This is a genomic window from Bacillus cereus group sp. Bc010 (genome assembly GCF_027716745.1).
Taxonomy (GTDB): Bacteria; Bacillota; Bacilli; order Bacillales; family Bacillaceae_G; genus Bacillus_A; species Bacillus_A pacificus.
The window spans coordinates 89,299-116,127 of record NZ_JAQFUY010000012.1 but is presented as its reverse complement, the minus strand read 5'-3'; the positions used below and the strand labels follow the sequence as shown (position 1 = coordinate 116,127).

The following is a 26,829-nucleotide window of genomic DNA, read 5'->3' as shown; positions in this document are numbered from 1 at the left end:
AAAAAGTAAGGTCTATAATGAGTGCAACTTAAAAAAATGCAAGCGTTGATGAAGAAGAGTACACATGATGAACATGTCAGAGAGCTGATGGTTGGTGCGAATCAGTATGGAATTGATGTGGAATGGGCTTCGGAGCTTCCAAACCGAAACGAAAGAAGTAGGCTTTGGCGACATGATCTCATCGATACAAGAGACACGTATTGTTTTTGATACGGTAAAGTGCGTTACATTCGTAACGAATTAAGGTGGCACCACGGGAGTACCCGTCCTTTCTATAGGATGAGTACTCCCTTTTTGTGTATAAAAAATTAAATAAATGAAATCGTTTAAGTAAGAAGAGTACGTATATTGGAGACGTTACAGAGAGCCGGGAATAGGTGGGAGCCCGGTGCGGTGCCATATACGGAATGGGCTTACGAGAGGTATGCTGAACAATTATTTTCAGTAGGCAACCCGGGTTCCGCCGTTACAAGGATAAGGTATATATTTTGTACCTGAACAAAGCGGGATGCTTTTGCATCCAATACGAGGTGGTACCGCGGTATATTTATCGTCCTCTACATATTTTCGATATGTAGGGGACTTTTTTATTTTTCAGGACGAGGTGAAGGACATGATGACGAAAGAAGAATTTATAAAACAAAAAAGAGAGGGAAAGATATTTTTAGTAATCACTGAAGAAGAAGGAGATAGCATTACGCCAATTTCTTTATATAGACGTATGAAAGGGAAGAAGAAATTCTTATTAGAAAGTTCACAGCTTCATCAAGATAAAGGACGCTATTCCTACTTAGGGTGTAATCCGTATGGGGAAGTGAAAAGTATCGGTACGGAAGTGGAACGAACGATTTACGGCCGGGCAGAAAAGTTGCAAGGTAAAGTACTACAAGTGTTAGAAGAAGAAATCGCGTCAGCTCAAGTAGACAGTCCATTTCCGTTTTGCGGAGGAGCAGTTGGTTATATTGGCTATGACGTTATTCGGCAATATGAAAACATTGGAGCAAATTTACACGATCCATTGAATATTCCAGAGGTACACCTTTTACTGTACCGTGAGTTTATCGTGTATGACCACTTACGCCAAAAGTTGTCGTTTGTATATGTATGCAGGGAAGATGATGCAGCAGATTATGAAGAAGTATACGAAAGGCTGCGAGTATACAAAGAGGAAGTGCTACAGGGAGAAGAAGCGGAAGTAACTGAAATAAGATCAACATTATCATTCACTTCTTCTATAACGGAAAAAGAATTTTGCGTAATGGTAGAAACGGCGAAAGAACACATTCGAGCCGGGGACATATTCCAAGTCGTATTATCACAGCGTTTACAAAGTGAATGTATTGGTGATCCATTCGCGTTATACCGAAAACTACGAATTGCCAATCCATCACCATATATGTTTTATATCGATTTTCAAGATTATGTTGTACTCGGTTCTTCGCCAGAAAGTTTGCTATCGGTAAGAGAGGATAAAGTGATGACAAATCCAATTGCTGGTACGAGGCCGAGAGGAAAGACAAAGCAGGAAGATACGGAAATTGAAAAAGAGCTGTTAGAAAATGAGAAAGAGCGAGCAGAGCATATGATGCTTGTAGATCTTGGGCGAAATGATATTGGTAGAGTGAGTGAAATCGGCTCAGTTACGATAGATAAATATATGAAAGTAGAAAAATATTCTCACGTTATGCACATTGTATCTGAAGTTTACGGAACATTGCGAAAACAAATGAGCGGATTTGATGCATTAGCGCATTGCTTACCGGCGGGGACGGTATCAGGTGCTCCGAAAATTAGAGCGATGGAAATTATAAATGAGCTAGAGAATGAAAAAAGAAATGTGTACGCCGGTGCAGTTGGATACGTTAGTTTTTCAGGGAATCTTGATATGGCGCTTGCCATTCGAACAATGGTTGTAAAGGATGAAAAAGCATACGTTCAGGCAGGAGCGGGCATCGTTTACGATTCAGATCCAGTAGCTGAATATGAAGAAACATTAAATAAAGCGAGAGCGCTCTTGGAGGTAATGAAATGATTGTACTTATCGATAATTATGATTCATTCACATATAACTTGTATCAACTACTAGGCGAATACGAAGAAGAAATTGTTGTCGTAAGAAATGATCAAATAACGATAGAACAATTAGAAGAAATGAAGCCGAAAGGAATTGTGCTTTCACCAGGACCAGGAAAACCAGAGGATGCTGGAATTTGTATGGAAGTGATTCGTCATTTTTATAAGAACGTTCCCATATTAGGTATTTGTCTTGGTCATCAAGCAATTATATCAGCATTTGGAGGAGATATTGTAAGAGCAGAGCGCATTAAACACGGAAAAACATCACGTGTGAAACATAACGGAACGTCAATTTTTTCGTATGTGACACAACCGCTAACAGCGATGCGCTACCATTCTCTTGTTGCAGCACAAACAAGCTTGCCACAGTGTTTTGACATACTAGCGACAGCGATGGACGATGGAGAAATTATGGCAGTTCGTCACAATTATTATCCACTCTTTGGATTACAGTTTCATCCGGAATCAATTGCGACAGAAGGAGGCGGAAAGTTAATACGTGCCTTTTTAGGCGAAGTGAAAGAGGAGGAAAGAGTATGAATAACTATCTTCGTAAATTAGTGGAGGGGCAACATTTAACAGAAGAGGAAATGTATAAAGCAGGACTTCTTTTATTAAATGAAAACATATTGGAAAGTGAAATTGCAGCTTTCTTAGTCTTACTGAAAGCGAAAGGTGAAACTGCAGAAGAAATATACGGTCTCGTCCGAGCTCTTCGTGAAAAGGCATTACCGTTTTCGAATCATATACAAGGAGCAATGGACAATTGCGGGACAGGTGGTGACGGTGCCCAAACGTTTAATATTAGTACAACATCGGCATTTGTACTGGCAGGAGCTGGTGTAAAGGTTGCAAAACATGGTAACCGTGCTGTTTCTAGTAAAACAGGAAGTGCAGATTTATTAGAAGAACTCGGTGTAAATATTAGCAGTACGCCAAACGAAATTGATTATTTATTAGAGCATGTCGGAATCGCATTTTTATTCGCACCAGCGATGCACCCAGCATTAAGACGCATTATGAAAATAAGAAAAGAATTAAACGTGCCGACAATCTTTAACTTAATTGGCCCTTTAACAAATCCGGTGAATTTAGAAACACAATTTGTCGGCATTTATAAAAGAGATATGTTACTACCAGTTGCGCAAGTATTACAAAAGTTAGGCCGGAAACAAGCGCTTGTCGTAAACGGAAGTGGTTTTTTAGATGAAGCGTCATTACAAGGGGAAAATCACGTAGTCCTTTTAAAAGATAATGAAATAGTAGAAATGAGTATTGATCCAGAAAAGTATGGTTTTTCAAGAGTGAAAAATGAAGAAATTAGAGGGGGGAATTCAAAAGAAAATGCAAAGATTACGCTCGGCGTATTGAGCGGAGAAAAGAGTGTTTATCGCGATACAGTTTTATTCAATGCAGGTCTAGCTCTTTTCGCAAATGGAAAAACGGAAACGATTGAAGAAGGAATTAAACTCGCGGCATATAGCATTGACTCTGGAAAAGCATTAGCGAAACTAAATTTATTAATTGCAGCAAGTAACGAAAAATTAGAAAGGGTGAATTAAAATGGGGACGATTTTAGATAAAATTGTAGAACAGAAGAAAAAGGAAGTTGCGGAATTATATGAAACATATACACCAATAAAAGAAAGTAGAAAGACACATTCACTCGTAGAATCATTACAGCAGTTTACTGTTATTGCAGAAGTAAAGCGAGCATCACCATCAAAAGGAGATATCAATTTACACGTTGATGTAAGAAAACAAGTGAAAACATATGAAGAATGCGGCGCGGGTGCTGTTTCTGTTTTAACAGACGGTCAATTTTTTAAAGGGTCGTTTTATGATTTACAAACGGCGAGAGAAGAAAGTAACATTCCGCTTTTATGTAAAGATTTCATAATTGATAAGATTCAAATTGATAGAGCGTATGAGGCTGGCGCAGATATTATTTTATTAATTGTAGCAGCGTTACCGAAAGAGAAGTTAAAAGAGCTGTATAGTTACGTACTAGAAAAAGGGTTAGAAGCAATTGTTGAAATTCATGATGAAGAGGAACTAGAAATTGCAATCGAATTAAATCCGCACGTTATCGGTATTAACAACCGTAATTTAAAAACATTCGAAGTCGATTTAGGCCAAACAGAAAAGCTTGGAAAACGATTAAATGAGGAGAAATTGCTTTGGATTAGTGAGAGCGGAATTCATTCAAAAGAAGATATGATCCGCGTCAAGCGAGCTGGAGCAAAAGGTGTATTAGTTGGAGAGGCACTTATGACATCATCTTCTATTCGCACCTTTTTTGAAGATTGTAAGGTGAACATATGAAAGTGAAAATTTGCGGGATCACTGATATGGAAACAGCAAAACGTGCTTGCGAATACGGAGCAGATGCACTCGGATTTGTTTTTGCAGAAAGTAAGCGAAAAATTACTCCAGGGCTAGCGAAAGAAATCATTCAGGAGCTTCCAGCCAACGTGTTAAAAATCGGTGTTTTCGTAAATGAATCAGTAGAAATGATCCAGAAAATTGCAGATGAATGCGGGTTAACGCATGTACAACTACATGGGGATGAAGACAATTATCAAATCAGAAGATTGAATATTCCGTCTATAAAGTCACTAGGAGTAACTTCAGAGAGTGATATGAAAAACGCTCAAGAGTATGAAACAGATTATATATTATTTGATAGCCCGAAAGAAAAGTTTCATGGAGGAAATGGAAAGAAATTTTCATGGGAACTACTCGCGCATATGTCAAAAGAGTTGCGAGAGAAAACGATATTAGCTGGTGGATTAAACGCTCTTAATATAGAAGAAGCAATTCGAACTGTTCGGCCATATATGGTCGATGTGAGCAGCGGAGTAGAGACAGAAGGAAAGAAAGATGTAGAGAAAATAAAACAATTTATTATAAAAACGAAGGAGTGTTCCAAATGAATTACGCATATCCAGATGAAAAAGGTCACTACGGTATATACGGAGGACGATACGTTCCAGAAACGTTAATGCAATCTGTATTAGAACTAGAAGAAGCATATAAAGAGGCGATGGAAGATGAAGCATTTCAAAAGGAATTAAATCATTATTTAAAAACGTACGTCGGAAGAGAAACACCGCTATATTATGCTGAAAATATGACGAAGTATTGCGGCGGTGCAAAAATTTATTTAAAACGTGAAGATTTGAACCATACAGGAGCTCATAAAATTAACAATACAATTGGTCAGGCACTTCTTGCAGTAAGAATGGGGAAGAAAAAAGTTGTCGCTGAAACAGGGGCTGGACAACACGGTGTTGCAACAGCTACTGTATGTGCCCTTCTCGGATTAGAATGCGTCATTTTTATGGGAGAAGAAGATGTAAGACGTCAAAAATTAAATGTGTTCCGAATGGAATTACTCGGAGCGAAAGTAGAAAGTGTGGCGGCAGGTAGCGGTACATTAAAAGATGCGGTAAACGAGGCGCTTCGTTACTGGGTTTCACACGTGCATGATACGCACTACATTATGGGATCTGTTCTTGGACCACATCCATTCCCGCAAATTGTCCGTGATTTCCAAAGTGTAATTGGGAAAGAAACGAAAAAACAATATGAAGCGTTAGAAGGAAAGTTACCAGAAGCTGTTGTTGCTTGTATTGGTGGTGGTAGTAATGCGATGGGAATGTTTTATCCGTTCGTGCATGATGAAGAAGTTGCTCTTTACGGCGTAGAAGCAGCTGGAAAAGGAGTTCATACAGAACAGCATGCAGCTACTTTAACGAAAGGAAGCGTTGGCGTTCTCCACGGATCGATGATGTACCTTCTGCAAAATGAAGAAGGACAAATTCAAGAAGCTCACTCTATTTCAGCTGGACTTGATTACCCGGGGGTTGGTCCAGAACATAGTTTACTAAAAGATATTGGCCGCGTTTCTTATCATTCCATTACTGATGATGAAGCGTTAGAAGCGTTTCAATTATTAACGAAAAAAGAAGGAATTATCCCGGCGTTAGAAAGCTCGCATGCTGTCGCATATGCATTAAAATTAGCGGCGCAAATGAAGAAAGACGAAGGGCTTGTCATTTGTTTATCTGGCCGTGGTGATAAAGATGTAGAGAGTATAAAACGTTATATGGAAGAGGTGTAAAAGATGGAAGTAGAAAAAATTAAAGCAGCATTTGAAAATGGTAAGAAAGCATTTATTCCGTACGTAATGGGCGGAGATGGTGGCCTTGAAAAGTTAAAAGAAAGAATTCGTTTTCTAGATGAAGCAGGAGCAAGCATCGTTGAAATTGGTATCCCATTTTCAGATCCAGTTGCAGATGGCCCAACAATTCAAAGGGCAGGGAAACGAGCACTAGATAGCGGTGTAACAGTAAAAGGCATTTTTCAAGCATTAATAGAGGTAAGGAAAGAAGTACAAATTCCGTTTGTACTTATGACATATTTAAATCCAGTACTCGCATTCGGAAAAGAACAATTCATCGAAAATTGTATAGAAGCAGGGGTGGACGGTATTATCGTTCCAGATTTACCGTATGAAGAACAAGACATTATTGCACCGCTTCTCCGAACGGCAAATATCGCTTTAATCCCACTCGTTACCGTTACAAGCCCAATTGAGCGAATCGAGAAAATTACGAGTGAATCAGAAGGGTTCGTCTACGCCGTTACAGTAGCGGGCGTAACAGGCGTACGTCAAAATTTTAAAGAGGAGATTCATAGTTATTTAGAAAAAGTAAAATCACATACGCATTTACCGGTAGTGGCAGGGTTCGGTATTTCAACGAAGGAACATGTAGAAGACATGATTACAATATGTGACGGAGTTGTCGTTGGAAGTAAAGTGATTGAGCTGTTAGAAAATGAAAAACGAGAAGAAATATGTGAATTCATACAGGCAACAAAACAAAAAGAAGAGGCATAAGTCTCTTCTTTTTGTTTTGTGTAATAAATGTTAAAATATACAGAAAATACATATAATTTAGAGGGGGAGAAAGCATGCTAAGACGGAAACTACTATATCTTCTCTTAACTGTACCACTATACGCTTGGCTCATTAGCATGACGAAAATAGAGTTGATGGCTCTATTTTTAGGATATGTATTCATCTTTTCCAACTTAAATCGCATTCAAGAGCAATCTATTTTAGAAATATGTATATTTTCGATTAGTATAGAACTATTTAGTATCGTTTCGATTGTATTATTAAATGAAGTATTCCGATGGATCCATTCATTTGAATTCATGAAATTTGGAAATGTTGTATTGCAAGTCATATGTGCTTATACTGTGTTTGTTCTGTTAGATAAAATGGTCGGACAGCAGACAGTTTTTCAGGATAATAGAAAATGGGAGTGATTAAAAAAGGAGCCGTTTGGTTCCTTTTTTGAATCTGTTTTAAAAACAATTGAAAATTATAGCATCTGTTATATAATAGTTGAAAATTGTATTTTAAACGAAATGAGATGATAACATGGCCATATTGTTGGCACTTATCCCAATTATGATGATTTTCATTTGTTTATTTTTATTTAAACAAACGTCATTAAGGTCTTCTTTAATTGCTTACGTGGTGTCTGTTGGAATCGTTTTACTCTCTCCAACGTTTCAACTAGGGATAAGTGAAACTGTGCACGCAACGATTAAAGGATGGTTAATTTGTTTTATTGTTGGGTACGTTTTGTTTTTCGGTATTTTTTTATTTCACCTCATGAACAAAATGGGGTACATCGATCAAGTAGCACGTTTTCTAGAAGAAGTGACGCACGATCGTTTATTACAAATGCTTCTTATGTGTTTTGGTATTTGCCCACTAATTGAATCAGTAAGTGGATTTGGAATTGGCTTTATGGTTGCAGCACCTATTTTTCTTTCCTTAGGCTATAAACCGTTTCAAGCTGTACTGCTCTCGTTTATCGGCTTACTAGCTAGTTCATGGGGGGCAATGGCAACTGGTACGATTATCGGTTCGCAACTTATCAATATGCCCCTTACAACACTCGGTACAAATACAGCGCTATTAAGTATCCCGATGTTTGCTTATTTTGTCATTCTTTCTTTACATGTTGTTGGTGGCTGGCAGGCGGTTATTGAAAAGTGGAAGGAAGGAATCGGCTTCTTTCTATTATTTTCTCTCGGAATCTATCTTTCTAACGCATACGTAAGTGTTGAACTCGCAGGTATATTAAGTTCTATCGTTACCATTACATTTGGCTTTCTTATCATTAAATTAAAAGGAAAAAGTGAGCAAAATCTAATGTCAGAACATGCTGCGGCAACAGAAAGAGAAGTATCTATTATAAAAATTATTAGCCCTTATATATTCTTAACCGTTTGTATTTTACTTTCTCGTCTCGTACCAGCATTGCATGATGTATTCAGATCATATGCCGTCCTTGATCTAAAATCATTCTCTTACAAATTAGAAATGCTGTATTCACCAGGATTTTGGCTCGGTATGACTTGTTTATTTACAATCATTTTCTTCCGAATTCCATCAAATATTATTAAACAATCACTCTCGCAAACGATAAAACAATGGATTCCCTTTGCGATTACGACGACAATGTTTATCGCCATTTCAGAACTAATGGGTGCATCTGGCATGCATTCATTACTTGCAAAAACGGCTGGTGAAACATTTGGAACCTTTTTCGTTTTCGTTGCTCCGTTCATCGGCGGAATCGGTGGCTTTTTAACAGGTAGTAATGCAGGATCAAATGCGATGTTTATAAAACTACAAATGCAAACGGCACAAAACGTAGCACTCCCGTGGCAATACGTCACAACATTGCAAAATACCGCATCATCAGTAGCGACAATTGCTTGCCCATCACGGATTACATTAGGTGCGTATTTATGTAACATTCCGTATCGTGAAAATGAACTATTAAAGAAGACGACGTTAATGATTTTTGGTGCGGTATTACTTATAGTAGTGGAAGTTATTTTCTGGTATATGTTGAGAAATTAAAAATCCTCCTAACATAGGAGGATTTTTTTTATAATTGGATAATGTTTTAAACATGAAAAGCTTCTACTAAGTCAACAACCCGCCACTTAACACCCTTACGGGTCGTTTGAAGTGGGGGCTTGCGTCTGTCGGAGTTCGACAGTGCTTCTACCCTCATAGAGAGCAACTACGCTTATTCCTACCCAGTAGTACGAACGAGCAATGCTCTCCTACCTTAGTATGGTGGAGCATAAGGACGGTTGACTTCGCCCCTACCACAAGAGCTATACTCCTGTGGTAACTACACTGATATGCTTAATTCCCTTACGGTGTAGATTCATCGCACCAATACGGTCATCATTTGATTGGTATTGGCAATTTTTACACTTAAAAGTGTGTAGCTTTTTATTACGATTCGCTTTTTCAATGTTTCCGCACTTAGGGCAAGTTTGGGAAGTATATTTGGGGTCTACCACAATTACCTTTTGTCCATTCAATTCAGCTTTATACTCAAGCATTTGACGGAACTGATAGAAAGCCCAAGATACAGAAACATAGCGGTTTTTCACTCGTACTTTCTCTGTCGCAGAACGAACCCCTGTTAAGTCTTCTAAAACAAACATAGTACCTCTAGGGTATGCCTCAACGAGTGCCTTTGTAATTTGATGGTTTACATCAGTTACATAACGGTTTTCTCTTGAGCCAATTTGTTTTATTTTCTTACGAGAAGATGGTGTTTGTCGTGTTTGTAATTGCTTACGAGTAGCTTTAAATTTACCACGCTTATGTTTAACAATATTTCCGTTGTAGAAGGTTGTTTTGCCCTGACTATCATAAGTGGTTGCAAGGAAGTTGATTCCTAAATCAACACCAACGATGTTGTTTACATCTGCGAAATCTAATGTTTGGTACTCTTTTGTCATCGGGATATGTAAGAACCACTTGTTGTACTTATGCACTAATTTAGCAGTACCAAATTTCCAAGTGCTGTTGAAGTATTTCTTCATAGCCTTACGCTCATAATTTAGTTTTAGGCGACCTTCAAGCGTGTTTACACTAAATTGGTTTTTGGTTAGTGAATAATCTCGATTCCAGACTAAATCATATTCTGCAAGTTTGAAGTCAATCAAAGACCATTCATGGCCATTTGATTTAGCCGACTTGTAACGAGCAATTACAGTTTTCATCACAGATTGAGCCATTTGACTTTTTAACCTAAATTGATTTCGCAAATCAGAATAATATAAGTTATTGAGATTTACTTGATTAAGGTTCTTTGTTTCAAATATGTGTTTTGATAACCAATTACAAGCCTTGCGGTAAGCGTTCGTTGTTATCTTTAGACTTTCAGCTTGATTATCGGAAACATGGATTTGTATTTTTGCAGTAATTGTAGGCATTATTTTCACCGCCTTTCACTAATTAAATTGTAACAGGTTTTTAGTGAAAGCAAACAACTTAAGTAGAGAAAGTAGGAGGCAAGGTGGAAGTTTCAGATACTTGATGTGGTACAGAATCTTACGATTTTTAACGTACCATACCGTATCTGCCGGCAAATCCTCCCCCACTTATCGTTGGGCTATCGCCCTTCACACGATTGAAGTAGGGGGTATCCTTGCCGATTTTAGATGAATAGGAGATGAAATGTATGCCCCTAAAAAACTACGGTGTGTTAAAAGGTACAGTTATACAATCAAAGATTGGAAAAGGGAAAACACCTCATTATCAAGTTCATTTACAGGGCGAGACAGGAGTAGATTATCGTATTGCAATTAACGTAAAATCGCAAAGTTATCCGTCAGAAGTTTTATATTTTGCGAGTAACAATATTAAGTCAGAGGCGATTCATATTTTACCGACATTACCATTCGGTTTTACAGAAATAAAAAACAATGAACCGAAAGTAGCTTTAGACTACGTAAGAGGTAATGTATTTGATTCGAAACAAATGATTCCTTTACCTGCTGAAAAAGCAGGAGTGGATAATGATTTAAATGAAAAAATAGAACGTTATATAAAACGAGCAATAGAAGAAAAAGCAATTATTTACGCGTTTGGTGAAAGATGGGGACCAGAAGAAAATACACCTGATTCTTACTTTCATTTCGAACCAGGAAACGGGATACATGATATTCACATGAATCAAGGGAATGTAGAGAAATGGAAAGGTGATAATGGTATATGGCAAGACGGAGGAATACTTATTCAATTTGAAAAGGAAGAAGAATGGGTCGGTATTTTTCTTGCCTTCCAATCGCAGTCATGGTGTACGGATGAAGAGGGACATGCTCGTGTGCCGGTTGAGCATTGTGATTATAAGAGAAATAACTAATAAGAGGAGGGCGTTCAAATAGAACGCCCTCCTCTTATTTTATAAAAACCAAAACTAACAAGTGTAGAAAGACAAGAGAACAATAGTGCCACGCTAGAAAACGCAATGAGGTACATATTATACTTCATCACTTTGCCAATTAGTTGGTTACTATTGTACTGAAACAGCCCTGCTATTATATTGAATAAAAATAACACGATAAACATGACGATAATGCCGTCTATTGATCCTTTAATATCTGGTTTGCTTAAAGCGATATGTGCAGAAATACAAATGGCGATAAATAAAAATAGCCAAAAGGAAGGATTCAATACATTATTTATTGTAAATAAACTTTTCAATAATACGAATGTCGACAAGAGCATGTTTTGAACCATTTCTACATTAATAGAAGTAGAAGAGATTGTTTTTTCGAGAGTTGTATTAAATAAGAAATATGAATCTGGTACGAAATAGCGCATTAAAAGGATTAGTGCGGTAATACCAGAAATAATAGGCCCGATGCCGATAAAGAAGTTCCCAATTCGTTGATATACACTTTTATGATTGTATTGATGTTGTACGTAGCCTAAAGCACCTTGACTTGTATCTGTTGGGAAAAACTGCGTTGCTACAATTTTATGACGAAATAGTACACACATAATGGCATGTCCAAGTTCGTGAATCGGAACACCAATCCACGCCGTTAAAAGGAATCCTTTTCTTCCGAAAGCTCTCGACCAATACATGCGTGTGAGAGATTCTAAATAGCCTAATAGAAATCCAATTACAATGATAACGCCAATTAAAGAAAATAATTGGATTACGCTTGTAAGGAGTATTTGAAAAATTGAGTTTACCAATTCCATCGTCTTTCATCCAATCTGTTAAAAATGTTATTTGTTCTGTTTCATAATAGCATTATTTTTCAAGATTGCTAGCACATATATTTCTTTTGAAAGAAGGATTTCATAATCTTTTTCTTGTAGTCATGTTTTATGTCCAAAGTCATATATTGAATTTGTAACACCCTATACGGTATATGGTTAAGGAGGGATGAGAGAATGAAATGTCCGGCGTGTCACACAGAAAATGCAACAGAGGCAAAATTTTGCGGGAATTGTGGACATTCGTTAACGGAGGGAGCAGTAGCGAGTAGTGCACAGGAAGAAGGTGAGCAACAGGCACGTGTAGCAAAAGCAAAGGAAACTCGACCAAATGAAACGGTAGAGCAAGCGAAGCAGTTTGCAAGTGGCTATTTTCAGTTTTTTAAACACGCATTACAAGCACCGACAGCTATTATGAAAAGTGGCAAGGTTGAAGTACGAAATGGAATTGTAAGTCTTGTTCTTATTTGTTTTTTAGGGGCATGTATTTTTTATAGAATGATGAGTGCTGGGGCAGCACTTACGAGAACGTTAGCGCCAGATTTATCTACTCCTTCTTTCTTTGGAGACTCTATAACAGTCTTTTTATTTTTACTCATTTTAACTTTATTTGTCGGATTTATTATTTTTGTAAGTGGGAAGATGATGAAATCATCTTTTTCGTTTCTTGAAGTATTCGGTATATGGGGAACGATAGCGACGCCAGCTATTGCTATATTAGTTCTTTCTTTTCTGTTTAGCTTTTTATTAATCTTTTTCTTACCAATCTTATTAGGGCTGGCTACAACGTATATGTCAATTAGTATAATTGTCGCTATAGTAAAGTTAGATAACGGCGGATTAGACCTTATTTATACACTTCTTATCGCAAATGTTTTAATCGGAATTGCAACATTCATTGTGCTGTGGTCTTACATTAGCACGATAATTCAAACCTTTACACAGGGAATAACTGGCTTCTAACGAAAAGGTGGTTGAATGGATGAATGTATGTACAAAGTGTGGGACTCAGTTTGAAGATTGAATCTTATAATGTTGAACTGAATAAATCAAGAGAATAGAACATATGAAAAAGGTACAGTGCACAGCTGTACCTTTTCTATAGTTATTTAGCTGGACCAGGATCCCTTGAGAAAAAGATGTGAAAGAGGAATGTGACTTTGCTTGCTCCTCCTGATGTACTTGCTTGCACATCAGATAAACCATTAGATGTTAAAACACCTTCAGAATGAGGGGGTACGACTATTTTGAGAGTATTGTCTGATTCTGATGATGCAGTAACTGTTATTGTATCATCAGATAAGTTTAAAATTTTCACTGTACCGATCGGTAAGATGGACTTGCCAGCGTGTGATGCTGAAGCGAAGTGAGAGCCTTTCCAAATCGTTTGTGGGAAAGGCTCATCATTAGATAACCAAGCACGAGCACTATAAATGGTTGCGTTAATAGAAAATTCTTGATCAAGCGACACGGCGGGTTTTGGTTCTTTCGGTTCCTCTGGAGTTTGAGCGAGAAGGCCGGCGCACATGTATGTTTCACCTACTTTCAATTGTTACTGTAATAGCATATTAAACATAGTGTTTATAAGACACGACGGCTACCTATTCAGGCATAGGTTTGTGCACAAAATTTGAAGATGAAATTCTCTTTCTTTACAATGGAAGTAGGTGTTATTTCTATAAAATATGGAAAACGTAAAGAGTATGTAAAAAAGAAGGAGTGGTAAAGTGAACTATGTCATTATTGGCGGAGATGCAGCTGGTATGAGTGCAGCTATGCAAATTGTTAGAAACGATGAAAATGCAAATGTTGTGACGTTAGAAAAAGGTGAAATTTATTCGTACGCGCAGTGTGGGTTACCGTATGTCATTAGTGGTGCTATCGCTTCAACGGAAAAGTTAATCGCGCGTAATGTAAAGACGTTTCGTGATAAATACGGAATTGATGCGAAAGTACGACATGAGGTAACGAAAGTGGATACGGAGAAGAAAATTGTGTACGCAGAGCATACGAAGACGAAAGATGTTTTTGAATTTTCGTATGACCGTTTATTAATTGCGACCGGAGTACGTCCTGTTATGCCAGAATGGGAAGGCCGAGATTTACAAGGTGTTCACCTTTTAAAAACAATTCCGGATGCTGAGTGCATATTAAAAACGCTAGAAACGAATAAAGTTGAAGATGTAACCATTATTGGTGGCGGTGCAATTGGGCTGGAAATGGCAGAAACATTCGTCGAACTAGGTAAGAAAGTAAGAATGATTGAGAGAAATGATCATATCGGTACAATTTACGATGCAGATATGGCAGAATATATACATAAAGAAGCAGATAAACATCATATTGAAATTTTAACGAATGAAAATGTAAAAGCGTTTAAAGGGAATGAACGAGTAGAAGCGATTGAAACGGATAAAGGAACGTATAAAGCAGATCTTGTTTTAGTATCTGTCGGAGTGAAACCAAATACTGATTTTCTTGAAGGAACAAATATACGTACAAATCATAAAGGGGCAATCGAGGTAAATGCATATATGCAAACGAATGTGCAAGACGTATATGCAGCTGGTGATTGCGCCACGCATTATCACGTTATAAAAGAAATTCATGACCATATTCCAATCGGAACAACTGCAAATAAACAAGGGCGACTTGCTGGACTAAATATGCTGGATAAACGAAGAGCCTTTAAAGGAACGTTAGGTACAGGTATTATTAAATTTATGGATTTGACGCTTGCAAGAACAGGCTTAAATGAAAAAGAAGCAAAAGGACTACATATCCCGTATAAAACAGTCAAAGTAGATTCGACCAATATGGCGGGCTATTATCCAAATGCGAAACCACTTTACTTAAAATTACTATATCGTTCTGACACGAAACAATTATTAGGCGGACAAGTAATTGGAGAAGAAGGTGTAGATAAACGGATTGATGTGATCGCAATGGCACTGTTCAATAAAATGAGTATTCACGATTTAGAAGATGTCGACTTAAGTTATGCACCACCATATAACAGCGTTTGGGATCCAATTCAACAAGCGGCAAGGCGAGCAAAATAGCACTTTTAAGTGCTATTTTTTTCGTTAAAGGGTAATCACCATTTTTGGCGAATGAAGATGGTTGGGAAATAGTTACATATGGGGAAGGGGATTATTAAAAATGTTTGTAACACTTCAAACCGTTCAAGAATCAGAAAAAGAAATATTGCGTAATTTATATGCACTATATCTGCATGACCTCTCTAAGTTCACACCCAATATAACAATTGAAGCAAATGGATTTTTTGAATACGAAGATTTACGTATGTTTTGGGTAAATGATGGAATTACTCCGTATTTTATTAAAAGTGATAATGAGATTGTAGGATTTTTATTACTACTGGAACGTCCATTTTTGAAGAAGGAAAACGATTTTGGTATAAATGACATTTTCATATTGAATCAGTACAAAGGAAAAGGAATCGGTAAACAAGTTATTGAGAGTTTGCTAAAAGAGAAACGAGGACAATATTTCGTTATCGAACTTGTGAAAAATGTACCAGCTGTTTCTTTTTGGAAGAAAGTATATAGGGAGCTAAACATTGAATTTGATGAGAAAATACAGTTAATCGATGATGAAGAATGTCTCGTTCAAACGTTTAAAATATAATGAAATGGATTCTTTTAGTATATTACTTTGAAATTTAACTTTATTTTGAATATATCTTTCACCCTTGAAAACATAGTATGTATCGCTTATATTGTCATATAGTATTTACTTTAAAACAAAGCAATGAACGAACCAGGGGGCACAGTATGGCAATTAATATGAAAACAATCGAAGAATGGATTGCTGAATCAAACACAAGACATGAAGAAGACTTTGGACACGTTATTGAAGAGATGAAAGAAGTATGCGTCGGACTTGATAATGCGACATTAATTTATACGAAAAATGTATTTTGTTTCGGTAAGAAAGTAGAAGTATTGTTCTTCTTCCAAGACCATGTCGTGATTGGACAAGAAAAAGAAGAGTATATTGAGATTGAAAAATTAAAGTATGATGCTATTACACATAGTAACTTAAAAACAAACGATAAAAATACAACGCTAGAATTAAAGTTTGCTAACGGACAAACTATCAATTTAGATAGTTTAAATGATAACTACGGTACGAAAAACTGGTTATTTGCGAGACAAATAAAGAGTATTTTTAAATTAATCTAGTAAAAAGCACGCCGATAGCCGGCGTGCTTCTAATTACGCAAATCCCCTTTTAACCAATTCCGCGCCCGATAAGCTCCAACAGGAATTTGAATAAGTGACGTTTCATTCCCAGCCTCTATCCCGTACAACTGATCACATGAATTTGTATCAAAACTAAGTAAAGGATGCCCAGCCATCCCCATTGCGGTCGCGGCGAAAACGAGTTTATGAACGAGTATACCCGCTTCCATTTGGTGAATACGGTATCCTCTGTAGCCTAATGCATTTGTATAGTAATCTTTCTTTCCGACTACATGTAGGCAAAGCGGTACTTGAAAAAGGTTTACATTATCCATCGTCATACTAGATTGTAGGGGATAACGAAGGTCTCCATATCGAAGTGGCTGTATGGAATGCGTTTTACTATTATAAGAATAAGCGCCGTTTTCTATATCTTTTACGTTATAAAAACATCCATATAAGGAAACGCGCGCATTTTCATTTACATACTGCCCATCAAGGTCGTTGTAGTAAGGGAAGGAGAGGCTCGCTTCTTGTAGTAAAGTAGCGAGCTCGGCTGCATCCCATTTCGTTAAAATAAAGTCAGCATCAGGGGAATACCGTTTTCTGCAAAGTTGTAAGAAATCATAAGATAAACGCTCTACTTTCGGCAGTTGTACAGCGTGCGCATGATGTTGAAAGTGCTCTTCATGAGCTAGTGTTTGGAACTGTGCTGTCGATTCGATCATAGAAGCTTCATTTATTTTTGTTATCATCGGATACTCATTTACATGCTTTGAGCGAACGAAATGTTCATGTGCTAAAGGCGGAATTTGTTGTAATAGCTCATGAGAAGTAACTGTTTTAATTTCACGGTAATCATTGTGAAACCAATTTGTTTGCGGTTCTGTACTGAAAGGAAGGACAGCATACACGCTTTCTTCGCTTTCTGACAGTCCGAGTAAATGGTTGATTGCCCGGTCTAGAAACTGAAAGTATACGCCATTTGTGTAACCGAATTGTTTGGCACATTCAAGTAATTGTCCGATGAGAACGCCACTGTCTAATCCTTGAAGTCGATATGAAAAGTTATTGTATTTAAAGAAGTTTTTCCAAAACATGGTGGATACGAATGCAGCACCAAAACAAGATTGTAAGTTACAACGATTGCCGAGTGCTTCTGTAAGGTAAGAATCGAAATTTCCTTCGCGAATTAAGATAAGTCGGTGATGCGCGGCGTCGTAATGGTAAATGCCGTCTGGATAATCGTCAATTTTTAAATATATATATAATTCATTTGGATATAAAGCGCCGCCTGAAGGGATAGATCTTCGGAATAAAATTTTTTCGCTATTTAGCTGACATAACTGTGTTAAACCAAATGAGCACCAAAGGTAATGACCAATCTCATTCAAAGTAGGTGTAGTAGAAGAGTTAGGTAAAGATAATGGGATTTCTAAAGAGAGAGGAATGATAGGTACATTTCGATATAGTTTATAAGGAAGCGGTGCATCTTCCCAGTCCACTTCCTGATTCGGCATAATTTTATCGATAGAAAAATGGAGATGATGTAAAAAAGTATCTAGCTGCATAAAATCCCCTCCTTTACTATGGAAACGGATGCGGATGTGGATTTAATTGTTCATTCGTTAAAGGTTCATTTGTATACCCAAGTGTCATCGGTACAGTATACACTCTATCCAGTCCTGTAACCCGAGTGAGATGGTGACCGAACGTCATCGGTAGCATACCTGGAATAATGACTTTTACACAATGTAATCCGTTTTTTTCTATAAGAGGTACTGTTTGATTTACAACGATTACTTCAAGTCCAGTTTGCTCTAGACGGTTTAAAAGTTGATGAAGATCGGATGTTAAATCTAGATCAACTGATTGTAATACATTCATTTCTTGGAACGATTGCACCGGAGCATCGTCACGTAAAAGGAAGTGAAGACGTTCTTCTGCTTTTTTCAATCCGTACAACATACTATGGTCTCCCATTTGGCTAACGAGATAAGGGTCTTGTAAGCAGTTTTCGTAGTGCTCTCTTTTTTGTTCGAGCTCATCGTCTGTTATGAGTAACATGCCTGCTATTTCGTGAATGGCACTCTTTAAAGCACGGACGGGATCCAAATGAGAGCCTCCAGCACAAACAACGTTCATTCCATGTTCACGCGTATTTTTCGCAATTACCCATAAGCTCGGGATACCGTGTTCCATCGTTGCGTTAAAAGCATACAATTCATAACCGGTAATCGTGTACAGCCGCTGGATCATTAATTGTAATTCCGTATCATTTGCTGAACTAAGATCAAGGCGGGGAAGAGGTAATTCAGCATACCAAGTGAGCAAAAAGGCGTCACGCTCTACAACTTCTAAAATGCCGTGAAAAATCGCTTCTTCTAAGCTACCACCAATGGCACAGCCATTTGATGTTTCATATACGTAAGCATCTCGATGACCGAGGCTATAATAAGCGATTGATTCAGGAACTAAAATCGTCCGGTTTTGTGACAATGAATATCCCCATACCCAGTTTTGTTCATAGTCAGGATCAAACGGTTTAAATGGAAAACCATCACGATTATAATGTTCATTTGTATGTACACCGAGCGTAAGGGGATTTAGTGCATAATCCTCTAAATCATGAAAACTACCATGCACATTTGTCTTTTTTCCTCGAGGTGACATACCACAATATCGTTCTAAACCTTCTAAAATGGCAGTTGCTTCACTTATTGCAAATGAAAGAGTTCGGCCTGCAACCCCTTCATTTCCAAACATTAATGGCATGTTTATAATAACGTCAGCAAATGGTAGTAAAGAATGTTGCATTTTTCCGTTCAACATACCGACGCGGTAATCTAAATAATCTCTCGTTAAAAATGTGTTTAGTTCATGAATGGAACGACAGCGATATGTTGCATCATTTGTTTTTAAGCTCGGTTGTAATGAAATCGCTGCTGCATCTGCCGTGTCATCAGGTAAATTGCTACATACAGGGCAGAGCGGATCTGGAAGAAAAGAATGCCGCGTACATTGCAGTGTTTGTAAGTTTAGTAAAATGAGTTCATTTTCTAAAGAAGAATGAGTATGAGTTAATATTTTCTCTGTTTCTGCGCAAATAAGATGGCACATTTGCAGAATGCCATTTTGGGTGGCACGTACATCACGCCTCGTTACGTTTTCTTCTTTTACCGCATATTTTCGTTGTAGCTCCCACATTTCTTTTTGATCAAATCCAGCGATAAAGCGTCGTCCATCGGCACAATGAGTACATCCCGCTGCAAGAGGATGAATATAAGGACCGATAACCCCTTCACCAAATGAAGTAAAACCACGTAGCCACGGAATATGATTTGACCGGAAAGTTAGCTCAGCGTCATGATGAATCGTAGAAGGAGAGCCGTCGTGTAATACGAGAGCGAGGTCGATATTTTCAGGGATTTCGTCTGCAATTGTGTGTTGGCGAATGATGGAATATTGTTTGCATAATTGATCATGTACATAGTCTGCAAGAAGGCCATCTCCTATAAGTAATATATTTTGAGTCATAGACTATCCTCCTTTGCAATTAATACCCCGTACACACCATCTAAGTTTTCTTTCAAAAATGATTCAATCGCTAAATCAAACACGAATGGATAAAAATGATGTTCTTCTAAATGTTGCAAGGCAAGCTGTAATGATTGCACACCTGGAATTTCTTTTTCCGCTTGTATTTCCACTCTAAAAGAATCCGTGTCATATAAAATAATAGATGATTCAGGCAAAATATTAGTTCTGTAAGGAGCCTCTTCATTTTGAATATGAAGAAGCGATAGTTGTAGTGCGTTTCGTAACGCTAACGTCATATTAATATTAGATGCACCATACCATCGATCATGTATACCAACCCAAACGACTGGAAAGCTGAGAATATCTTCACCCATTGCGATTTTAGGTGTTTCGTGAATTGTAGCGAGGGCATCGTAATAAAATCTACAATGTTTATCATGAATTTCGGTTAAGTCGACCGTCGTAATTTCTTCTAGCATATGTGATTGTCGTTCATACAATTTGTGATTTAAATGTTGTTGTAGTGCTCGGTATACCCCCTCTGTCATCGTTTCTCCAGCGCCAATACCGATATCGGTATGTTCAGGGATAAGGCGGTGCATAATTTCTGCTACGTATGTTTCAATTCCTACTAAACCAGCTTCTCGGCGCGCTTCGTTATGAGTCAAACCAGCGCAAGTCATAAGAGGCAGGAGGGAAGTTGGACCATCTGATAGCGGTGTAGCTACTTGAATATTGCATTGTGATAATGGCAATTGATATAAATCTTGTTCATCCCATACATGGAATATACCAGCTTCTTTAGAAGTTAATGAATCGAAAAAACGGAATAATTCAGTTGAAGTATGTTGGCTAGACCGATGCTCAAGTTGTTCAGAAAGGTCTTCTATCGTATCAATTGTAAAACTTTCATCAGTTGCGAGAGGGTGTTTTATAAAAGGATGCCATGCTCCTTCGAGTGTTTCATAATTTAATAAAAAGAATTGTGGATCCTTTTCTCGATGTGAATCATCAGCAACGTGCTTAAATAATTCAAAAACGATTATATTTGCTAGCATTGCAGATGTAATAGGAGAGAAGGCGGCTGATGAATTTTCATTTTGTAAAGTCGTTTCATGTAGCCGATGCCATGCGGATTCCCAGCATTCTTCACGATTAGCCATTACGACAGGACCAGCTATACCAAGTGTTGATAAACAGACGGCTGGTATAAAGTTCTTTCCTACTTCCTTGCAAATCGTGTGAGCTGCTCTTAGGCCATCAATATCTCCATTTTGAGAAACGTACAAAATCCAGTCGAAAGGCTCGAACACTTCATGCAGAGGACGATCAATTGTCGTATCTATTTCTTGAACAAGTACAGTATCATCCACTTCATGTGCAATTTCTATTAGCTCATGAATGCGGTCGTAATTCGTTTCTTCATAATCTGTCACAAGGTAATGAAAGGTAGGTAATCCGGATTCTAATAAAGAAGAAACTAAGGAAGTAAGCATATCTCCAGAACCAATTATAAGGACATTCGCTTTGCGGTACATTTCGAATTTTAATGCGCCTGAATGAGAATCTGCTTCTAGAAATTCAATTTGCGAAGCGTATCTATCAAGTAATGCGCTGTTTAATTCGTGAGGTGCGTCTTGACTTACATCACGGACAAAGCCATTTGTATATAAAATCTCTCCAATTTCAAGTACACGATTTTGATAGGGAAGAGGGAGACCATCCGTTATTTCTGCTAAAGAATAATTACCGTTAAACATCGGCATTAATTTTTCAATCCAATTATAAATTCCATCACCGTCCATACGAAATGAACTGGCGTTATTTCGAAAATAGACACCCCCGTTTGAGTCGGGAAGGAAGAAGGTATCTTTATTTGCTTTCAATTTTGCATGAATTGGAAGGTTACTCATTTTAATCCTCCTTACGTTATAGGCATACATTATTAGCTTATGTCATGCGATTTGTCCCGTATGAACGAAAAAAAGGCTGTAGAATGATGTATTCTACAGCCTTTATATAATAGATTATTAATCTATCAACCTTCTAATAATAATGATTTTGGATCTTCAAGCATATCTTTAACAGCAACAAGGAAGCTAACTGCTTCTTTACCATCAACGATACGGTGATCGTAAGATAAAGCGATGTACATCATTGGACGGTTTTCCATACGTTCTGCATCAATAGCAACAGGACGTACTTGGATTTTGTGCATTCCTAAAATACCAACTTGTGGACTGTTTAGGATCGGTGTTGACATTAGAGAACCGAACACACCACCGTTTGTAATTGTGAATGTACCACCTTGTAGTTCTTTTAATGAAAGTTTGTTGTCACGTGCTTTTTTACCTAATTCACGAATTTCGCTTTCGATTTCAGCGAAGTTTAATTGGTTCGCATCGCGTACAACTGGAACAACTAATCCATCTGGAGCTGCTACTGCAATACCGATATCATAGAATTTTTTAATGATAAGCTCGTCACCTTGAATTTCAGCATTTAATAATGGGAATTGTTTTAATGCTGCAACAACTGCTTTTGTGAAGAATGACATGAAACCAAGACGTACATCATGTTTTTTCTCAAAAGCGTCTTTACGCTCTTTACGTAATTCCATGATTGCAGTCATATCAACTTCGTTAAATGTTGTTAACATTGCAGATGTTTGTTGAACTTCTACAAGGCGTTTTGCAATTGTTTGACGGCGGCGGGACATTTTCACGCGCTCAACTGGTTTTTCAAATTCAGTTTTTGCAACTGGAGCAGGAGCTGGACTTTTTGGAGCAGCTGGTGCTTCTTTTGGTGCTGCAGCATGAGCTTGTACATCGTGTGGTCTCACACGTCCAAGTGGATCTGTGCTACGTACGTCGTTTAAGTCGATTCCTAATTCACGAGCCATTTTTCTAGCAGCTGGTGATGCGATAGGACGGTTTGTATTTGGTAAACCTTGTAAAGCTGCAGTTTGTTCAGCACTTGGTGCCGCAGCTTTTGGTGCTTCAGTTGTTTCTTGTTTCGGTTGCTCAGCAGCCGGTGCAGGCGTACTTACTGCAACTGGTGCTCCGTTTGCATCTAAAATTGCGATAGTTGCGCCAACTTCAACTGTATCCCCAGGTTCGCCTAGTAACTTCGATACAATACCTGAATCTTCTGCAATGATTTCTACATTGACTTTATCAGTTTCAAGCTCAACAACGCTGCCACCTTTCTCAACTTTGTCGCCTACGTTGATAAGCCATTGTGAGATAGTTCCTTCAGTAATAGATTCTGCAAGCTCAGGTACTTTAATTTCGATCATTTTAAATGTCCTCCCCTTATTTGCCTAACGGTGTGTTTTTTCTTCTTTTGTCTTCGGTAATCTCCATTTGTTAGCTCGCCTTGGGCAGATATTCTGCCCAGGGCGGGCTAGAAACCTTCATTGTTACTTTTTAGTTGCTGTAAACTTCAATTTCTTGTTTATCTTGACGGAAGTTATACTTCACATCTAAAGCGTGTGCAACAATTAGTTCTTGCTCAGCTTTGTGAGCGAATGGATCGCCGCCAGATGGGCTAGAGCGATCTGGGCGTCCGATGTAACCTGTTTTCACTTTATCTCCAGCTAGTTCGAACAGAATTGGAGCCATGTAATGCCATGCGCCCATATTACGAGGTTCTTCTTGAACCCAAATAATTTCTTCTAAGTTTTTAAAGCGTTTAATAATAGATTGAACTTTCTCAGCAGGGAATGGGTACAGTTGCTCAATACGAACGATATGAACTTCATCTAAGTTGTACTCGTGTTTACCAGACTCAATTTCTGCAGCTAAGTCAATCGCCATTTTACCTGTACTTAAAACAAGACGTTTTACTTTGTTTGGTTTTGTACCAAGGTTTTCTTGTTCTAAAGCAGGTTGGAAACGTCCTTCGCTTAACTGATTAGCAGTTGAAAGCGTAAGTGGGTGACGTAATAAACTCTTCGGCGTCATCAATACTAATGGTCGAACAGCTTCTGTTCCTAAGATAGATGCTTGACGACGTAAAATATGGAAGTATTGTGCCGCACTCGTTAAGTTTGCAACTGTCCAGTTGTTCTCAGCAGCTAACTGTAAAAATCGCTCTGGACGTGCACTAGAGTGCTCTGGCCCTTGACCTTCATAACCGTGTGGTAATAGAAGAACTAAACCAGATTTTTGACCCCATTTTGCTCTTCCAGCTGAAACATATTGATCAAATAATGCTTGCGCAGTATTTGAGAAGTCACCATATTGCGCTTCCCACATAACAAGCGTTTCTGGAGCGAATACGTTATAACCATACTCGTAACCAACAACAGCAGCTTCTGATAACGGACTGTTATGAACAGAGAATGAAGCGTTGATGTTTGGTAAGCGATGTAATGGTGAATATGTTTCATTTGTATCCGTATCGTGTAATACGATGTGACGATGCGCGAATGTACCACGTTGTGAATCTTGACCAGTTAAACGAATTGGCGTACCTTCTTGTAAAATAGAAGCGAATGCTAATGACTCAGCAAGTGCCCATTCAATTTTACCGTTCTCTTCAAGAGCGTCTTTACGGCGCTCAAGAATTTTCTTCACTTTCGGATATACGTTAAAGCCTTCTGGCCAAGATAGTAGACCTTCATTAATTGCACGAAGTGAATCAAGCTCAACACCAGTATCAATTGACTGAATGCCCTTTGCAACAACATCAGGCACTTTAACGTGAATTGTTGCATCGCTCGTATCAGCTGGCGGTACTTGTGCATAGTCAGATTTTAATTGCTCTTGCGTAAACTGTGTAATTGTTTCAATTTCATCTGCATTTAGAACACCAGCAGCTTGTAATTGATCTGCATAAATTGCTCTTACAGTTGGGTGATTTTTAATCTTTTTGTACACTTGTGGTTGTGTAACTGCTGGGTCATCCATTTCGTTATGACCGTAGCGGCGGTAACCAATTAAATCGATTAAGAAATCTTTTTTGAACAACATGCGATATTGAATTGCAAGATTAGCAGCAGCAAGACAAGCTTCTGGATCATCAGCATTGACGTGAACAATCGGGATATCGAAACCTTTTGCAAGGTCACTTGAATATTTCGTAGAACGAGAATCATAGCTATCAGTCGTAAAACCAACTGCATTGTTTGCAATAACATGAATTGTTCCGCCTGTTTGATACGCGTTCAATCTGCTTAAGTTTAGTGTCTCAGATACAATTCCTTGACCAGGGAATGCAGCATCACCGTGAACTAAAATTACGAATGATTTTGAAGTATCTTGTTCTGGAAGACCAGATTTTTTACGATTTTCTTGAGCCGCACGTGCGAAACCTTCTACAACGGGATTAACGAACTCAAGGTGACTTGGGTTATTTGCTAATGTAACGCGAGTGCTAACTTCCTCGTTACTAACGACTTGTTCTCTACCTAAATGGTATTTTACGTCGCCAGTCCAGCCAGAATTTGCTACTGCGCCTTCTATTTTTGCATGTTTGAACTCAGCAAACATGTGACTATATGGTTTTTCTAATACGTGTGCAAGTACGCTTAGACGACCGCGGTGAGCCATACCAATCATGACATCTTCTACGCCGTTTTTAGCACCTTCTAGCACAATTTCATCTAGAACGGGTACAAGCATATCAACGCCCTCGATAGAGAAACGCTTTTGCCCAACGAATGTTTTATGCAAGAATTGCTCGAAACCTTCAACAGCTGTTAAACGTTTTAAAAGAGCAGTTCGTTTTTGATTTGATAGTGGTTGACGCAATAAATTTGATTCCACCATTTGATGCAACCACGCGCGTTCTTCACTATCTTGTATATGAGAAAATTCATAAGCTAAAGTTTGTGTATACACTTCTTTTAATCTATGAATTACATCAAGTGCAGTGTGAATACCTTCTGGTGCATCTTGCCATACTGTTTTCGCTGGAATCGCTTTCAAATCAGCATCGCTCAGTTCGTTCATTGCTTTCTCAAGAAGAGATTGTCCATTTGCAGCATCTTCCATCGGATTGATGTGAGCCAACGTATGCCCGAAAGAACGAATCTGTTCAACAAGTTGAACGACTTTAAGAATTTTTTCAATGTTACCTGTGTTTTGAGGAGAAAAATGTGTTGCTGTGTTGTCCCCTGTTACGACATCATCTTGAAACGAAGGAGCTCCAAAAATTTCAAAAAGCTCTTGTAATTCCGGATCAACAGAACCTGCTCCAGTTACGTAAAGATCATACTGTTCAATAACATAACCAAGGTTCGGACCGTGGAACTTGGCCCAAGGGTTTGTCGTTGTATTCTTCCTCGTCATTTGTTTAAACCTCCCAATGCATATAATCCTTTTTCCATACAAAAAGGTGCATTTTGCTCTTTTCAATAATTGATGAACCAATAATCAATGTAAATGTTTTTCTTTACTCTTATGTTATTACAATAATTTACATAATACCAAACACTATTACTTATCTGTTTTGTAAAAAAACATTCACAATAACTTATCACCCAAGTTAATCTTTCATGTTATAAAGTAATTTTACAGAAAAATAGGGTGGATATATTTGGTATACCTATACAAATAACTAAAATTGTTGCATGTAAATATAAGTATAATAGTTAGAATGTTTCGATAAAAATAAGTTCGAATTATGTATATTGAAATAATAAGCGCTTTCATTGATATTATACAACAATATAACGGAATATAGTATAAAAAATAAAAAATTATGAATTTATCGTAAACTTTATTTAGATAGTGTTAAATATTGAAAGGAAAGTGAAGGATTTCTACAAAAAAAGTTGCTAAACATAAAAAATGCTTCATAAACAGTTAGTTTCTATAAATATGACGAAAAACAGCGTAAAACCAATAACGTATTTCGTGGAATAAA

22 protein-coding genes and 2 other annotated features are annotated in these 26,829 nt (G+C 37.8%); of the genes, 14 read left to right on the top strand and 8 right to left on the bottom strand.

Features of this window, described 5'->3' with window-relative positions; all coding sequences use genetic code 11:
• The first annotated feature begins 36 nt into the window (after positions 1 to 36).
• Positions 37 to 274, top strand: a binding site (T-box leader).
• Between the two features lie 42 nt (positions 275 to 316).
• Positions 317 to 561, top strand: a binding site (T-box leader).
• Positions 562 to 613: 52 nt separating this feature from the next.
• The 9 genes from trpE (at position 614) to PDQ68_RS15375 (ending at position 9,031) form a co-directional block, all read left to right on the top strand.
• A complete protein-coding gene (gene trpE, locus PDQ68_RS15415; protein ID WP_061183187.1) occupies positions 614 to 2,032 on the top strand; it encodes an anthranilate synthase component I in 1,419 nt (472 codons plus the stop codon).
• Positions 2,029 to 2,616 carry an anthranilate synthase component II gene (locus tag PDQ68_RS15410; RefSeq protein WP_061183186.1) on the top strand — a complete coding sequence of 196 codons (588 nt, stop codon included), beginning with the start codon at positions 2,029 to 2,031 and terminating at the stop codon, positions 2,614 to 2,616. Before trpE ends, PDQ68_RS15410 begins: the two co-directional genes overlap by 4 nt.
• Positions 2,613 to 3,638, top strand: a complete 1,026-nt coding sequence (trpD, locus tag PDQ68_RS15405) for an anthranilate phosphoribosyltransferase (protein WP_061183185.1) — start codon at positions 2,613 to 2,615, stop codon at positions 3,636 to 3,638. Before PDQ68_RS15410 ends, trpD begins: the two co-directional genes overlap by 4 nt.
• A 1-nt stretch (position 3,639) precedes the next feature.
• A complete protein-coding gene (gene trpC, locus PDQ68_RS15400) occupies positions 3,640 to 4,401 on the top strand; it encodes an indole-3-glycerol phosphate synthase TrpC (RefSeq protein WP_061183184.1) in 762 nt (253 codons plus the stop codon).
• A complete protein-coding gene (gene trpF / locus PDQ68_RS15395; protein ID WP_062822673.1) occupies positions 4,398 to 5,012 on the top strand; it encodes an N-(5'phosphoribosyl)anthranilate isomerase in 615 nt (204 codons plus the stop codon). Before trpC ends, trpF begins: the two co-directional genes overlap by 4 nt.
• A complete protein-coding gene (gene trpB / locus PDQ68_RS15390; RefSeq protein ID WP_001105007.1) occupies positions 5,009 to 6,202 on the top strand; it encodes a tryptophan synthase subunit beta in 1,194 nt (397 codons plus the stop codon). Before trpF ends, trpB begins: the two co-directional genes overlap by 4 nt.
• Before the next feature lie 3 nt (positions 6,203 to 6,205).
• The gene (gene trpA / locus PDQ68_RS15385; RefSeq protein ID WP_061183182.1) at positions 6,206 to 6,982 is read left to right on the top strand and encodes a tryptophan synthase subunit alpha; all 777 of its coding nucleotides are present in this window, start codon (positions 6,206 to 6,208) and stop codon (positions 6,980 to 6,982) included.
• A 74-nt stretch (positions 6,983 to 7,056) separates the two neighbouring features.
• A complete protein-coding gene (locus tag PDQ68_RS15380) occupies positions 7,057 to 7,416 on the top strand; it encodes a DUF4029 domain-containing protein (protein WP_061183181.1) in 360 nt (119 codons plus the stop codon).
• 115 nt (positions 7,417 to 7,531) lie between these two features.
• Positions 7,532 to 9,031, top strand: coding sequence for an L-lactate permease (locus PDQ68_RS15375; protein ID WP_061183180.1), 1,500 nt, complete (start codon positions 7,532 to 7,534; stop codon positions 9,029 to 9,031).
• A gap of 263 nt (positions 9,032 to 9,294) precedes the next feature.
• Here the strand turns inward: PDQ68_RS15375 and PDQ68_RS15370 are convergent, their stop codons facing one another.
• Positions 9,295 to 10,410, bottom strand: coding sequence for an RNA-guided endonuclease InsQ/TnpB family protein (locus PDQ68_RS15370; RefSeq protein WP_061183179.1), 1,116 nt, complete (start codon positions 10,408 to 10,410; stop codon positions 9,295 to 9,297).
• Positions 10,411 to 10,658: 248 nt separating this feature from the next.
• On the opposite strand from PDQ68_RS15370, the gene PDQ68_RS15365 reads away from it, so the two are divergent.
• The gene (locus PDQ68_RS15365; RefSeq protein WP_001128607.1) at positions 10,659 to 11,342 is read left to right on the top strand and encodes a DUF2278 family protein; all 684 of its coding nucleotides are present in this window, start codon (positions 10,659 to 10,661) and stop codon (positions 11,340 to 11,342) included.
• A gap of 14 nt (positions 11,343 to 11,356) precedes the next feature.
• Here PDQ68_RS15365 and PDQ68_RS15360 read toward each other — a convergent pair whose 3' ends face one another.
• Positions 11,357 to 12,190, bottom strand: a complete 834-nt coding sequence (locus PDQ68_RS15360) for a hypothetical protein (protein WP_061183178.1) — start codon at positions 12,188 to 12,190, stop codon at positions 11,357 to 11,359.
• A 195-nt stretch (positions 12,191 to 12,385) separates the two neighbouring features.
• Between PDQ68_RS15360 and PDQ68_RS15355 the strand changes: the two genes are divergently transcribed.
• Positions 12,386 to 13,171: a zinc ribbon domain-containing protein gene (locus PDQ68_RS15355; protein WP_061183177.1), complete on the top strand. Its 786-nt coding sequence runs from the start codon at positions 12,386 to 12,388 to the stop codon at positions 13,169 to 13,171.
• 142 nt (positions 13,172 to 13,313) lie between these two features.
• Here PDQ68_RS15355 and PDQ68_RS15350 read toward each other — a convergent pair whose 3' ends face one another.
• Positions 13,314 to 13,736 (bottom strand): hypothetical protein, encoded by a 423-nt coding sequence (locus PDQ68_RS15350; protein ID WP_061183176.1) that lies wholly within the window; start codon positions 13,734 to 13,736, stop codon positions 13,314 to 13,316.
• A 199-nt stretch (positions 13,737 to 13,935) separates the two neighbouring features.
• On the opposite strand from PDQ68_RS15350, the gene PDQ68_RS15345 reads away from it, so the two are divergent.
• The 3 genes from PDQ68_RS15345 (at position 13,936) to PDQ68_RS15335 (ending at position 16,416) form a co-directional block, all read left to right on the top strand.
• On the top strand, positions 13,936 to 15,270 hold the full coding sequence (locus tag PDQ68_RS15345) for an FAD-dependent oxidoreductase (protein ID WP_061183175.1): 1,335 nt from the start codon (positions 13,936 to 13,938) through the stop codon (positions 15,268 to 15,270).
• A gap of 100 nt (positions 15,271 to 15,370) precedes the next feature.
• Entirely contained in the window at positions 15,371 to 15,859 is a 489-nt protein-coding gene (locus PDQ68_RS15340; protein ID WP_270786883.1) for a GNAT family N-acetyltransferase, read from the top strand.
• A 146-nt stretch (positions 15,860 to 16,005) separates the two neighbouring features.
• Positions 16,006 to 16,416: a DUF3908 family protein gene (locus tag PDQ68_RS15335; protein ID WP_061183174.1), complete on the top strand. Its 411-nt coding sequence runs from the start codon at positions 16,006 to 16,008 to the stop codon at positions 16,414 to 16,416.
• A 29-nt stretch (positions 16,417 to 16,445) separates the two neighbouring features.
• Here PDQ68_RS15335 and PDQ68_RS15330 read toward each other — a convergent pair whose 3' ends face one another.
• The 5 genes from PDQ68_RS15330 to odhA all read right to left on the bottom strand — a co-directional run bounded on the left by PDQ68_RS15330 (position 16,446) and on the right by odhA (position 26,252).
• Positions 16,446 to 17,987, bottom strand: a complete 1,542-nt coding sequence (locus tag PDQ68_RS15330) for a SagB family peptide dehydrogenase (RefSeq protein WP_061183173.1) — start codon at positions 17,985 to 17,987, stop codon at positions 16,446 to 16,448.
• Between the two features lie 16 nt (positions 17,988 to 18,003).
• Positions 18,004 to 19,953 (bottom strand): TOMM precursor leader peptide-binding protein, encoded by a 1,950-nt coding sequence (locus PDQ68_RS15325; RefSeq protein WP_000192978.1) that lies wholly within the window; start codon positions 19,951 to 19,953, stop codon positions 18,004 to 18,006.
• A complete protein-coding gene (locus tag PDQ68_RS15320) occupies positions 19,950 to 21,869 on the bottom strand; it encodes a putative thiazole-containing bacteriocin maturation protein (RefSeq protein ID WP_061183172.1) in 1,920 nt (639 codons plus the stop codon). Before PDQ68_RS15320 ends, PDQ68_RS15325 begins: the two co-directional genes overlap by 4 nt.
• Before the next feature lie 125 nt (positions 21,870 to 21,994).
• Complete coding sequence (gene odhB, locus PDQ68_RS15315) at positions 21,995 to 23,254, bottom strand: 2-oxoglutarate dehydrogenase complex dihydrolipoyllysine-residue succinyltransferase (RefSeq protein WP_016716916.1); 1,260 nt, start codon at positions 23,252 to 23,254, stop codon at positions 21,995 to 21,997.
• 130 nt (positions 23,255 to 23,384) lie between these two features.
• Positions 23,385 to 26,252: a 2-oxoglutarate dehydrogenase E1 component gene (odhA, locus tag PDQ68_RS15310; RefSeq protein WP_061183171.1), complete on the bottom strand. Its 2,868-nt coding sequence runs from the start codon at positions 26,250 to 26,252 to the stop codon at positions 23,385 to 23,387.
• Positions 26,253 to 26,829: the final 577 nt, after the last annotated feature.

Bases quoted from the DNA above. Each gene is read 5' to 3' on its own strand.
- trpE (WP_061183187.1), top strand. From the start codon at position 614: ATGATGACGAAAGAAGAATTTATAAAACAAAAAAGAGAGGGAAAGATA.
- PDQ68_RS15410 (WP_061183186.1), top strand. From the start codon at position 2,029: ATGATTGTACTTATCGATAATTATGATTCATTCACATATAACTTGTAT.
- trpD (WP_061183185.1), top strand. From the start codon at position 2,613: ATGAATAACTATCTTCGTAAATTAGTGGAGGGGCAACATTTAACAGAA.
- trpC (WP_061183184.1), top strand. From the start codon at position 3,640: ATGGGGACGATTTTAGATAAAATTGTAGAACAGAAGAAAAAGGAAGTT.
- trpF (WP_062822673.1), top strand. From the start codon at position 4,398: ATGAAAGTGAAAATTTGCGGGATCACTGATATGGAAACAGCAAAACGT.
- trpB (WP_001105007.1), top strand. From the start codon at position 5,009: ATGAATTACGCATATCCAGATGAAAAAGGTCACTACGGTATATACGGA.
- trpA (WP_061183182.1), top strand. From the start codon at position 6,206: ATGGAAGTAGAAAAAATTAAAGCAGCATTTGAAAATGGTAAGAAAGCA.
- PDQ68_RS15380 (WP_061183181.1), top strand. From the start codon at position 7,057: ATGCTAAGACGGAAACTACTATATCTTCTCTTAACTGTACCACTATAC.
- PDQ68_RS15375 (WP_061183180.1), top strand. From the start codon at position 7,532: ATGGCCATATTGTTGGCACTTATCCCAATTATGATGATTTTCATTTGT.
- PDQ68_RS15370 (WP_061183179.1), bottom strand. From the start codon at position 10,410: ATGCCTACAATTACTGCAAAAATACAAATCCATGTTTCCGATAATCAA.
- PDQ68_RS15365 (WP_001128607.1), top strand. From the start codon at position 10,659: ATGCCCCTAAAAAACTACGGTGTGTTAAAAGGTACAGTTATACAATCA.
- PDQ68_RS15360 (WP_061183178.1), bottom strand. From the start codon at position 12,190: ATGGAATTGGTAAACTCAATTTTTCAAATACTCCTTACAAGCGTAATC.
- PDQ68_RS15355 (WP_061183177.1), top strand. From the start codon at position 12,386: ATGAAATGTCCGGCGTGTCACACAGAAAATGCAACAGAGGCAAAATTT.
- PDQ68_RS15350 (WP_061183176.1), bottom strand. From the start codon at position 13,736: ATGTGCGCCGGCCTTCTCGCTCAAACTCCAGAGGAACCGAAAGAACCA.
- PDQ68_RS15340 (WP_270786883.1), top strand. From the start codon at position 15,371: ATGTTTGTAACACTTCAAACCGTTCAAGAATCAGAAAAAGAAATATTG.
- PDQ68_RS15335 (WP_061183174.1), top strand. From the start codon at position 16,006: ATGGCAATTAATATGAAAACAATCGAAGAATGGATTGCTGAATCAAAC.
- PDQ68_RS15330 (WP_061183173.1), bottom strand. From the start codon at position 17,987: ATGCAGCTAGATACTTTTTTACATCATCTCCATTTTTCTATCGATAAA.
- PDQ68_RS15325 (WP_000192978.1), bottom strand. From the start codon at position 19,953: ATGACTCAAAATATATTACTTATAGGAGATGGCCTTCTTGCAGACTAT.
- PDQ68_RS15320 (WP_061183172.1), bottom strand. From the start codon at position 21,869: ATGAGTAACCTTCCAATTCATGCAAAATTGAAAGCAAATAAAGATACC.
- odhB (WP_016716916.1), bottom strand. From the start codon at position 23,254: ATGATCGAAATTAAAGTACCTGAGCTTGCAGAATCTATTACTGAAGGA.
- odhA (WP_061183171.1), bottom strand. From the start codon at position 26,252: ATGACGAGGAAGAATACAACGACAAACCCTTGGGCCAAGTTCCACGGT.